Source organism: Microbacterium sp. Y355, assembly GCF_059445345.1.
The window spans coordinates 376,360-388,088 of the sequence record NZ_JCAIUD010000001.1 but is presented as its reverse complement, the minus strand read 5'-3'; the positions used below and the strand labels follow the sequence as shown (position 1 = coordinate 388,088).

Annotated in this window: 8 protein-coding genes; 3 read left to right on the top strand and 5 right to left on the bottom strand. The window is 65.0% G+C overall.

The features are described 5' to 3' along the window. The first annotated feature begins 53 nt into the window (after positions 1 to 53). Both AC1C2O_RS01945 and AC1C2O_RS01940 read left to right on the top strand, forming a co-directional pair. Positions 54 to 1,754, top strand: a complete 1,701-nt coding sequence (locus tag AC1C2O_RS01945) for a long-chain-fatty-acid--CoA ligase (protein ID WP_495428751.1) — start codon at positions 54 to 56, stop codon at positions 1,752 to 1,754. Positions 1,755 to 1,803: 49 nt separating this feature from the next. Beyond that, positions 1,804 to 3,591, top strand: coding sequence for a DEAD/DEAH box helicase (locus tag AC1C2O_RS01940; protein ID WP_495428750.1), 1,788 nt, complete (start codon positions 1,804 to 1,806; stop codon positions 3,589 to 3,591). Positions 3,592 to 3,696: 105 nt separating this feature from the next. Here the strand turns inward: AC1C2O_RS01940 and AC1C2O_RS01935 are convergent, their stop codons facing one another. The 5 genes from AC1C2O_RS01935 to AC1C2O_RS01915 all read right to left on the bottom strand — a co-directional run bounded on the left by AC1C2O_RS01935 (position 3,697) and on the right by AC1C2O_RS01915 (position 9,516). Further along, entirely contained in the window at positions 3,697 to 4,164 is a 468-nt protein-coding gene (locus AC1C2O_RS01935; RefSeq protein WP_495428749.1) for a hypothetical protein, read from the bottom strand. Next, a complete protein-coding gene (locus AC1C2O_RS01930; protein WP_495428748.1) occupies positions 4,161 to 4,679 on the bottom strand; it encodes a P-loop nucleotide/nucleoside kinase family protein in 519 nt (172 codons plus the stop codon). Before AC1C2O_RS01930 ends, AC1C2O_RS01935 begins: the two co-directional genes overlap by 4 nt. Further along, entirely contained in the window at positions 4,672 to 6,990 is a 2,319-nt protein-coding gene (ligA, locus tag AC1C2O_RS01925; protein ID WP_495428747.1) for an NAD-dependent DNA ligase LigA, read from the bottom strand. The genes AC1C2O_RS01930 and ligA overlap by 8 nt, the downstream gene beginning before the upstream one ends. 243 nt (positions 6,991 to 7,233) lie before the next feature. Then, positions 7,234 to 8,331, bottom strand: a complete 1,098-nt coding sequence (mnmA, locus tag AC1C2O_RS01920) for a tRNA 2-thiouridine(34) synthase MnmA (protein ID WP_495428745.1) — start codon at positions 8,329 to 8,331, stop codon at positions 7,234 to 7,236. A gap of 9 nt (positions 8,332 to 8,340) precedes the next feature. Continuing rightward, the gene (locus tag AC1C2O_RS01915) at positions 8,341 to 9,516 is read right to left on the bottom strand and encodes a cysteine desulfurase family protein (protein WP_495428744.1); all 1,176 of its coding nucleotides are present in this window, start codon (positions 9,514 to 9,516) and stop codon (positions 8,341 to 8,343) included. Between the two features lie 92 nt (positions 9,517 to 9,608). Between AC1C2O_RS01915 and glgX the strand changes: the two genes are divergently transcribed. Next, complete coding sequence (gene glgX, locus AC1C2O_RS01910) at positions 9,609 to 11,681, top strand: glycogen debranching protein GlgX (RefSeq protein WP_495428743.1); 2,073 nt, start codon at positions 9,609 to 9,611, stop codon at positions 11,679 to 11,681. The last annotated feature ends 48 nt before the right edge of the window (positions 11,682 to 11,729 follow it).

The window sequence follows — 11,729 nt, the reverse complement described above, 5'->3', positions numbered from 1 at the left end:
TCGCCGCGTCGGATCCGCCGCGCGGCACGTGCCAGCCCAATATGCTGTTCGGCATGACCACGTTCGATCCCCCTCGCCCCTGGGTCGCCAGCTACGCCGAGGGAGTTCCGGAAGACCTCGGTCCCGTTGATGGCTCACTCATCGATATCGTCGCGGCGTCCGCGCGCGATTATCCGGACGCTGCCGCACTGCAGTTCTTCGGCCAGGAGACGACGTACGCGCGGATGCAGGAAGCCATCGACCGCGCGGCGACGGGCCTGCGGGATCTTGGCATCCGGGCCGGCGATCCGGTCGCGATCGTGCTGCCGAACTGCCCGCAGCACATCATCGCCTTCTACGCAGTACTGCGCCTGGGCGCCGTCGTCGTCGAGCACAACCCGCTCTACACTCCCCGCGAATTGCGCAAACAGTTTGAAGACCACGGTGCGAAGCACGCCATCGTGTGGAGCAAGGTCGTGAAGACCGTGCAGGAATTCCCTGCTGACCTCGCGATGACGAACCTGATCACCGTCGACATCACCAAGGCGATGCCATTCTTCACGCGCGTCGCGCTGAAGCTGCCGATCGCGAAGGCCCGCGAGTCTCGCGCGGCTCTCACCGAGAAGGTGCGCGGCGCGATCGAGTGGGAGCAACTCGTCGGTTCTGCGCCGCTGCCCGCCTCGCATCCGAAGCCCGCCACCGACGATCTCGCGATCATCCAGTACACCTCTGGCACGACAGGAAACCCCAAGGGCGCATCTCTCACCCACCGCAATCTGCTCTCGAACGCCGCGCAGGCCCAGGCTTGGGTTCCGTCGATACAGCGCGGGCGCGGCTGCGTCGTCTATGCGGTGCTCCCCATGTTCCACGCCTACGGCCTCACTCTCTGCCTGACATTCGCGATGTCGATGGGTGCGCGTCTGGTGTTGTTCCCGAAGTTCGATCCAGACATGGTGCTCGACGTCGTAAAGAAGCATCCAGCGACCTTCCTGCCGTTGGTTCCCCCGATCGCCGAACGTCTGCTGGCCGCCGCCGAGGCGAAGGGCGTCTCACTTCAGGGCATCGACGTCGCGATCTCCGGCGCGATGGCTCTCCCTCACGAGCTCGTCGTGCCGTTCGAATCGGCCTCCGGAGGTTTCCTCGTCGAGGGGTACGGACTCAGCGAGTGCTCCCCCGTGCTGACGGCGAACCCCGTCGCTGACAACCGCGTTCCGGGAACAATCGGCTTGCCGCTGCCCGGCACCGAGTGCCGTGTTGTCGATCCAGACGACCCCACTCAGGATGTCGAGCCCGGATCTCCCGGTGAGCTCGTTGTTCGTGGCCCGCAGGTGTTCTCCGGCTACTACGGCAAACCGGAAGCGACAGAGGAAGCGTTCGTCGACGGCTGGTACCGCACCGGCGACATCGTGGCGATCGATGAGGCCGGTTTCATCCGGATCGTCGATCGCATCAAGGAACTCATCATCACGGGCGGCTTCAACGTCGCACCCACCGAAGTCGAGAATGCGCTACGCCAGCATCCGTCGGTCGCGGATGCCGCTGTGGTCGGATTGCACAGTGATCACTCCGGTGAAGAAGTCGTCGCCGCGATCGTCCTCGACGCGGGCGCACAGCTCGATGAGGAGTCGATCAGAGCGTTCGCGCGAAGCATCCTGACCCCCTACAAGGTGCCGCGGCGGATCTTCGTCGTCGACGAATTGCCCAAGTCGATCATCGGCAAAGTGCTGCGTCGACAGGTGAAGGAAAAGCTCGTCTCGCTCACAACCAGCGCCTGAGAGCGCGTCTTCACAGACAAGCGGCATCTCGGGGCGCTACCTTTAGGAAGTGACCCCTGAAGATGCAGCGCTGAGCGAGCCCACCGACGAATCCCCCACGACCCCCGGATTCGAGGAACTAGGCATCACCGGCCCCGTCCTCGCGGCTATCCGCGGCCTTGGCTATGAGACCCCTTCGCCCATCCAGGCGGCGACAATCCCGACCCTCCTTGGCGGACGCGATGTCGTCGGCATGGCGCAGACCGGAACCGGCAAGACTGCGGCTTTCGCACTTCCTGTGCTGGAGCGTCTCGACGTGTCGCAGAAGATCCCCCAGGCTCTCGTCCTGGCTCCGACCCGTGAGCTCGCGCTCCAGGTCTGTGAGGCCTTCGAGTCCTACGCGTCCAAGATGAAGGGCGTGCACGTGCTGCCCGTTTACGGCGGACAGGGCTACGGCGTGCAGCTGTCGGCGCTGCGCCGCGGCGTGCACGTGATCGTCGGTACTCCCGGCCGCATCATGGATCACCTCGCCAAGGGCACCCTTGACCTCTCTGAGCTGAAGTACCTCGTTCTCGACGAGGCCGACGAGATGCTGAAGATGGGCTTCGCCGAGGACGTCGAGCAGATCCTTGCTCAGACGCCTGCCGAGAAGCAGGTTGCACTGTTCTCTGCGACCATGCCGCCGCAGATCCGCCGCCTCGCTCAGAAGTATCTGCAGGATGCTGAAGAGATCACGATCAAGTCGAAGACCGCGTCGAGCACGAATATCACACAGCGGTACCTCGTCGTCTCGTACCAGCAGAAGGTCGATGCGCTCACGCGCATCCTCGAGGTCGAGAACTTCGATGGAATGATCGTCTTCGTCCGCACGAAGAACGAGACCGAGACGCTTGCTGAGAAATTGCGTGCTCGCGGATACTCCGCCGCCGCTATCAACGGTGACGTGGCACAGGTGCAGCGCGAGCGCAGCATCAACCAGCTCAAGGATGGCAAGCTCGACATCCTCGTTGCGACCGATGTCGCCGCGCGTGGTCTCGACGTCGAGCGCATCAGCCACGTCGTGAACTACGACATCCCCACCGACACCGAGTCTTATGTGCACCGCATCGGTCGTACGGGCCGCGCAGGTCGCACCGGCGATGCGATCAGCTTCATCACACCGCGCGAGCGTTACCTGCTCAAGAGCATCGAGAAGGCGACCCGTCAGGCCCCGGTGCAGATGACGCTGCCGAGCACGGAAGACGTCAACACCACTCGTCTCGCGCGCTTCGACGATGGCATCACCGCTGCGCTCGCGGAGACCGCCCGTATTGAGGCGTTCCGCGACATCGTCGCGCACTACGTGCGCAATCACGATGTGCCCGAGGGCGACGTCGCCGCGGCCCTCGCGGTCGTCGCTCAGGGCAAGACCCCGCTGCTGCTGGATCCTGCGAACGACCCACTGACCGCTGCCGTCGAGCGCGACAACCGCCCGCGTCGGGACTCGGATCGTTCTGACCGTCCTGCTCGCGAGCCGCGCGAGCGCCGTGGGCGCGGTGACTACGCGGCCTACCGCATCGAGGTCGGGCGTCGTCACAAGGTGGAACCGCGCCAGATCGTCGGCGCGCTGGCGAACGAAGGCGGGCTGGGTCGCGACGACTTCGGCGCAATCAACATCAAGCCTGACTTCACCATCGTCGAGTTGCCGTCGAACCTCGACCCGTCGGTGCTCAACAAGCTCAAGGACACCCGCATCTCGGGTCGCCTGATCGAGATCAAGGCTGACCGTGGGGTTCCCAGCCGTCGCGACACCGGTGGCGGCTACGAGCGCCGGGATCGTCCGTCCTACGATGCGCGCAAGCCGCGCCACAAGGACTGATCACACCAACTACGCAAAACCGCGGTGTGCACGACTTCGGATCTCCGAGGTCGTGCACGCCGCGGTTTGTCGTTGCGGCACGACGTGCCGACGGCGGCGCGCGCCTCAGATGTTGCTGCGCGCGAGCTTCGCCGCAACATCGACGAGCGATTGCGGTCGCGTGAGAAGCGCACGCTGCGCCGGGTGCGCGATGAGATGGTCGAGCAGTCGGTGCGTGCCGACGATTGTGCGCTCCCAGTAGCCGCCGACGTGATGCCTGCTCAGCGGGAGGCTCATCACCTCCCCTTCCACAGTGATCTCTACCGAGCCGTCGTCGGGATCAACCCCCAGGTCAGACACGGAGATCAGAGTCAAAACCCCGAGTCCGAGCGTGGTGACAAGCCCTGGCAGGCGGAAGCGGGTTGTGGGCACGTCCAGACGAAAGCCGGACACCTTGTCCCAGAGCAGGATGCGGCGGTACTCAGCACCCTCGCGGACGATGATTCCGTCCGGCGTCAGGCGCAGATGATGCCTGCCAGGGTCGCCGAGGGCCAGGGCATCCGACACCGCAAGCAGCGGTCCGTAACGCTTCATGCCAACTCCCCGCGAAGCCGTACTGCCAGGCTGGCGACGTCGACGGCCGCGGACGTGTCGACTCGGATGACGGGAAACCCACTGATGGGCTGGGCCAGTTCGACGGCAGCATCCCACTCGGCGATGCGTTCCTGATCGTCGTGCACCATGTGGCGCGGCCTGTTCAGGTACCGGTCGCGCATGTCTGCCTGCGGCGCCTCGCACCACAGCTCAATCCCGATGGGCGATCCGACGGACTCCCAGCCCCGCCGGAACCACTCCTCGTCTCGTCCGGTGAGCCACACCGACTCGATCATCACCGTGCCCTCCAGCATCCCGACGATCCGCCAGAGCGCATCCGCAGCCAGCGCGCCGACCGCCCGGGTGGGAAGCGGCGCGTCCACCGCGTCGCCGAGCGCCTCTTTGATGGCATCCTTCGACACCAGCGGTATGCCGAGAGCCGCAGCCAATGGCCGCGCCAACGTCGTCTTGCCCGCCGCGGCCATGCCGTTCAGGACGATGAGATGCTCAGGCATCCAGCGCGGCCGGTCCTTCGGTCACCAGAATGTGGAACTGGGCGGCGTCGAGGATGCGGAGACCGAGCTCTTCAGCCTTCGCAAGTTTCGAACCGGCGCCGGGGCCAGCCGCGACGAAGTCTGTCTTCTTCGAGACGCTGGATGCCGCCTTGCCACCTGCTTTGATGATCGCTTCTTGCGCGCCGTCGCGGGTGTATCCATCGAGTGAGCCGGTGGCAACGACGGTGAGCCCGTCAAGCACCCCACCTTCAACAACCGCCGCACCAGGGCCCGGGTGACCGGGGGTCGTCCATTGCACGCCAGCGGTCGCCCATTGCTCGACGATCTCGACATGCCAGTCGATCGTGAACCAGTCCAGCAGCGAGTCGGCGATGATCCCGCCGACGCCTTCGACGGCGGCCAATTCTTCACGGGATGCCGCGCGAATTGCGTCGAGCGATCCGAACCACTGCGCCAGCGCACGCGCGGCAACGGGCCCGACGTGACGGATGTTCAGCGAGACCAGCAAGCGCCAGAGTTCTTTGGTCTTCGCCTTCTCCAACTCGGCGAGCAACGTGTGAGCCTGCGCCGACGGCTGCGTCGAATTGATGCCGTTCTTCTTCTCTGCAGGAGTGGGGTTGCGTCGGAATGGCGAGCGGGTCTTCACCAGTCCGTCTTCGTCTTCCTTCGGCAGGCCGGTCTCGGCATCCCTGACGACGAGTTCGATCGGGACCAACTCGTCCAAAGTCAACGCGAACAGCCCCGCTTCGGTGACGAGCGGCGGGACGGCGGGGAACGTCGGCTGCGTCAATGCCGCTGCCGTCACTTCACCCAGCGCCTCGATGTCGAGTGCCCCGCGCGAGCCGATGTGTTCGACCCGCCCTCGCACCTGTGCCGGACACGAGCGTGCGTTAGGGCAACGCAGGTCGATGTCGCCCTCCTTCATCGCGCGCAGCGGCGTGCCGCACTCTGGGCATCCGACTGGCATCACGAACTCGCGTTCGGTGCCGTCGCGCTTCTCGACCACCGGACCCAATACCTCGGGAATTACGTCTCCGGCCTTGCGCAGCACGACGGTGTCTCCGATGAGTACGCCCTTGGCCTTGACGACATCCTTGTTGTGCAAGGTCGCCTGCCGAACGACGGAGCCGGCGACATGAGCGGGAGCCATCACAGCGAACGGCGTTGCACGGCCGGTGCGACCGACCGAGACGACGATGTCGAGGAGCTTCGTCTGCACCTCCTCGGGCGGGTACTTGTAGGCGATCGCCCAGCGTGGGGCGCGGCTCGTCGTGCCCAGTTCGTCATGCAGCGCCAGCTCGTCAACCTTGACGACGATGCCGTCGAGCTCGTGCTCGATGTCGTGCCGGTGCTCGCCGAAGTACTCGACGAACGCTGAGACCTCATCGATGCCGCGGCACACCTTCGAATGCGGGCTGGTGGGCAGCCCCCACGATGCGAGCAGCTCGTAGACCTCGCTCTGTGCCGCCACCGGCGGGTTCTCCCACGCGCCGATGCCGTGGACATACAACGACAGCGAGTTCACCCGCAGGAGTCCCGCTTCGAGCTCCAGGCCGTCCTTCTTGTCAATCTGCTGGCGGAGCCCGCCGCTGGCAGCATTGCGCGGGTTCGCGAACGAGGGGAAGCGCCGTGCGGCGGCCGCCCGCGCCTTCTCTTCCTCAAACGGCTTCTTGGCGCCGCCGCGTGCTTCCCAGCGCGCCAAAGTGTCGGCGTACGCACGCTCGCGGAACGATGCTTGCGCGGCGTTCAGCCGTTCAAAGGCCGCAACCGGGATGAATACCTCACCACGCACCTCGACGATCGACGGATGCCCTTCACCACTCAGCCGTTCGGGGATGTCTGCCAGTCGCAGTGCGTTCTCCGTCACGATCTCACCGACGCGACCGTCACCCCGCGTCGCCGCCGAAGTCAGCACACCGTTCTCGTAGCGCAGGTTGATCGCGAGACCGTCAATCTTCAGCTCGGTCAGCCAGGCAACTTCGCGCCCGGAAGCCGCCGTGGTCTTCGCCGCCCATTCACGCAGCTCCTCGATGGAGAAGACGTTGTCGAGGCTCAGCATCCGTTCGGCGTGCTCGATCGTCGCAAGACCCGTGGATTCAGCCGCCCCTACCATCTGCGTCGGCGAGTCTTGACCCTGCAGTTCTGGATGCAGTCGCTCAAGTTCTTCGAGCCGCTGCATCCAGCCGTCGTAGGTCGCGTCATCCACGACCGAGGTATCGCGCCCGTAGTACGCGTCTTTCGCATCGAGAATGCGCGTCGTCAGCTCTTCGGCTTCAACGCGGGCGTCTTCCAGCGAGATGTTGTCCGGCACCTTCTCAGTCTACGAGCGGGTGCCGACATCCGATGCGAGGATGCGGGTCGCGTCCACCATCCGTACGCCTCGCTCGGAGATGTGCGGTTCGCTCGGAGCAATTCGTCGAAAAGGTCCGAGGAACCGGTACAACTCCGAAGGAGCGGTACGCGCAGAGGCGGTACGCGCAAAGGTTCTCGCGCAACTGACGAAGCCGCGCAAGCATCAACGCCGCCGGCTCACGCCGCCGCAACGCCCGCGGGCTTACGCCCCGACCGGCACCGCCGACACAGTCCGATCGATCGTGAACTGCCCGAGCACGCGCGTACCGACATACAGCACGGCCGTCTGCCCCGGTGCAACACCGTCCAGCGGTACCTCCGGCACAACAGTGACGCCAGCATCCGAGACGGTGGCATGCGCGGGAACGGGCTCGGAGTGAGCGCGAATCTGCACGTGACACTCAAACTCCGCCGTAGCTGGAGCAGCGCCCGCCCAGCTGTACCGGTCACCGGAGATCTCGCTGATAGCGAGCGCTTCCTTCGGCCCGACCACAACAGTATTCGACACCGGCCGCACCTCAAGTACGAACCGGGGCTTGCCGTCATCCGCCGGGATACCGATCTTCAGGCCACGACGCTGTCCGACGGTGAACGCGTGCGCACCGTCGTGTGAGCCGATCACGGCACCAGAGCGGTCCAGAATCTCACCCTGTTCGGCGCCGACCTTCTCTGCCAGCCAGCCGCGCGTGTCGCCGTCGGGTATGAAGCAGATGTCATGGCTATCCGGCTTCTGCGCAACGGTGAGGCCACGCTCGGCAGCCTCCGCCCGCACAATCGCCTTCGACGGCGTCGTGCCCAGCGGGAAATAGGTGTGCGCCAACTGCTCGGTGGTGAGCACGCCCAGCACATACGACTGGTCCTTCGCGTTATCCGACGCGCGGTGCAGTTCCAGGCCGCCTTCGCCATCGATCAGCGTCGCATAATGGCCAGTGCAAACTGCGTCGAAACCGAGTTCGATCGCTCGCTCTAGCAGGGCTGCGAACTTGATCTTCTCGTTGCAGCGCATGCACGGATTCGGTGTGCGCCCTGCCTGATACTCGCTGATGAAGTCGTCGATGACATCGTCACGGAAGCGTTCGGAGAAGTCCCACACATAGAACGGGATGCCGAGCATGTCGGACGCACGTCGCGCATCCATGGCGTCTTCGATCGTGCAGCAGCCGCGGCTGCCGGTGCGCAGCGTCCCACCCGCGCGCGAGAGCGCCAGATGCACTCCTGTGACGTCGTGCCCTGCATCCACGGCGCGCGCCGCCGCAACGGCAGAATCGACTCCACCACTCATCGCCGCAAGAATCCGCATGACTCCAGTTTACGAGCGTGTTCCTGTACTGGCACCGGATGCCCGCAGATAGGCATCATTGATCGCTGCAAGTACCGCGTCGACGTCGGCGTCGCTCGATGTGCGTCCGAGCGTGAACCGCAGCACGCTGCGAGCATCCTTCTCGCTTCGCCCCATCGCCATCACGACGTGCGAGGGCTCCGCGACGCCAGCCTGGCACGCAGAACCCGTGGATGCCGCGACCCCTGCGACGTCCAGCAGAAAGAGCAGACTCTCCCCCACCGCACCGGGAAACAGCACATGCGCGTTGTTCGACAGCCGGTCGACCGGATCTCCCAGCAGTTCCGCTGAGGGCACAGCCGAGCGGATGCCTTCGACCAGGCGGTCGCGCATCGCACTCAGCCGCATGCCCTCCGCCTCACGCTCTGCCTCGCCGCTCTCCAGCGCGACGGCAAAGGCTGCGGCCCCAGCGACGTCCTGAGTACCGGCGCGCAGTCCACGCTGCTGCGCGCCGCCATGTAGAAGCGGCGTCATCCGTGCCGTGCGCGCCACAACCAACGCACCGACTCCGACCGGCGCCCCGACCTTGTGACCGGCGACGCTCATCGCAACCAAGCCCGCACCCGCCACAGAATCCGCACGCAGTTCACGAAACGACAGTCGCATGTGACCGATCGCGGCCACAGCATCCAGATGCAGCGGCACATCTGCAGAGGCGGCCACAGCCGCCAGCATCGCTGCGTCGTTCACCGTGCCGACTTCGTTGTTGGCGATAAGCGCAGTAGCCAGCGCCGCGCCGGGCAGCGCCTCGGCGAACGCCACCGCCGAGATACGGCCGACAGTCGAAATGGGCACGGCACGCACCGCTGCACCCTCACGCGCAAGCGCCGCGACTGTGTCCATCGTCGCGTGATGCTCACCGTCCGGAAGAACAATCGTGTCGGCATCCGCGCGACGCGACGCCCACATCCCATGCAAGGCGGTGTTGATCGACTCCGTCCCGCCCGAGGTCAGTACGACTTCGATCGGGTCGCAGCCCAGCACCGCGGCGATCCGTTCACGTGATTCCTCGAGCAGCCGTCGCGCGTCTTGCCCTGCGCCGTGCGTCGATGAGGCGTTGCCGACGACATCGGTCGCCGCCAGCCACGCCTGACGTGCCTCAGGGCGAAGCGGCGTGGTGGCCGCATGGTCGAGATAGAACCGCATTCCTTAACTCTCCCCCATTTTTCACCCATTGGCATATGGAACTGAGTGTGGCCTGACGTGAGACTGCGACACATCCCGCCTAATGTGTACTCATGCCTGCGTCCCGTCAGCTCGCCGTTCCCGGCGGCACCACCCTCGACAACCTCGGCGTGCGTCTGCACGACGGCACCGCGACTTTGCGTGTCTGGTCACAGAACGCCTCGTCGATTGAGCTCGTCACCTTTGACGAAACCGACCTCGATTGGGTGACGGATCAGGTCGCGCTGGAGCGCCAACCAGGCGGTGTCTGGGAAGTGACTACGGAACTGCTGCAACCCGGAACGCGATACGCCCTGCGCGTGGGCGGCCCCCATGGCCCCGGCAACACCTTCAACCCAGAGACTCTGCTGCTCGACCCCTACGCGCGCGGTCTCGCGCAAGGTGACGGCTACGAAGAGTGGCGCTCGGTCGTCATCGTCGACGGGTTCGACTGGGGCGATTCGAAGAAGCCAGAGATTCCCCTCGATCAAACCGTGATCTACGAGGCTCATCTGAAGGGCGTGACCAAGCGGCATCCGGATGTCCCTCCCGCCCTGCACGGAACCTACGCCGGCCTCGCCCACCCGGCGATGATCGAGTACTTCCACTCGCTCGGCATCACGTCGATCGAGCTGCTCCCTGTGCATGCTTTTGTGCCGGAGCCACGACTTCTCGAGCGTGGACTCACCAACTACTGGGGATACAACACCCTCAATTTCTTCACTCCGCATGCCGCCTATGCCACCGACGAAGCGCGCAAGGAAGGCCCGGAGGCGATCCTCACCGAGTTCAAAGGCATGGTCCGGCTGCTGCACGAGGCCGGTCTCGAAGTCATCCTTGACGTCGTCTACAACCACACCTCCGAAGAGGGCATCGGCGGGCCCAGGTCGAGCTTCCGCGGAATCGACAATGCTAACTACTACCGGCAGGGACCAGACGGCGTCTACATCGATACCACTGGGGTCGGAAACACTCTGAACACCGCGGTGGATGCCGGAGCCAGGCTCGTTCTCGACTCACTCCGTTATTGGGCCGAGGAGATGCAGATCGACGGTTTCCGGTTCGATCTGGCTGCCGCGCTTGGCCGTGATGCGGCGCACGAGTACACGCCGGAGCATCCGCTTCTCGTTGCTATCCGCGACGACCCCGAACTACAGAACGTCAAACTCATCGCCGAGCCATGGGATGTCGGTCTCGGCGGATGGCAGACCGGCAACTTCACCGCCGGCTGGCACGAGTGGAACGACCGCTACCGCGACCGCGTGCGCAACTTCTGGTTGAGTGATATCGACTACGCGCGTCGCGCGTCGGCGCCGGTCGGCATCGGCGGTTTTGCCACGCGCCTCGCCGGATCCTCGAACACCTTCAGCGAAGATCGCGGCCCCCTCGCCAGTGTGAACTTCATCACCGCGCACGATGGCTTCACGCTGCGCGACCTTGTCTCCTACGACGTCAAGCACAACGAAGCCAACGGCGAAGACAACCGTGACGGCGCCGATATGAACCGTGCTTTCAACCACGGCATAGAGGGCCCGACCAACGATCCTGTGATCAGGGCCACTCGACGCAAGGCGATGCGCAATCTGCTGGGCACCCTGCTGCTGTCCGCTGGCATTCCCATGCTCACCGCCGGGGATGAAACGGGCCGCACGCAGCGCGGCAACAACAACGCCTACGCGCACGATTCCGCCCTCACCTGGCTCAGCTGGGAGCACGAGGACTGGCAAGAAGATCTCCGCGCCCACGTCCAGACGCTGACCAGGCTGCGTCGGGAGAACCCCGCACTGCGCCCGAGCCGCTATGCACGCGCCGGCGAGCACACGCCAAATGCGTCTGTCATGGACTGGTACAACCAGGATGGCGAGACGATGGAGCAGTCGCAGTGGACCGACCCCGGCAACCGCACGCTGCAGTATGTCGCCGCATCCACGCCTGTCGATGAGCAGTTCAACCGCATCCTGCTCATCGTGCACGGCATCGAGGCACCGATCGACGTGACCCTGCCCGACAGGATCGAAGGTGCCACGAGATTCGTGTCGCTGTGGTCGAGCGCAGACGAGCGTCCGAACAGCACGGCGGAGACTTTCGCACCCGGTGACGTGCTTCCGACGCCCGGCACATCCATGCGCCTTTTCCGCGTCGAGTGACGTTCAGGGAAATTGCTTTACCGGACGGGTGTCCAGGACATGCCAGGC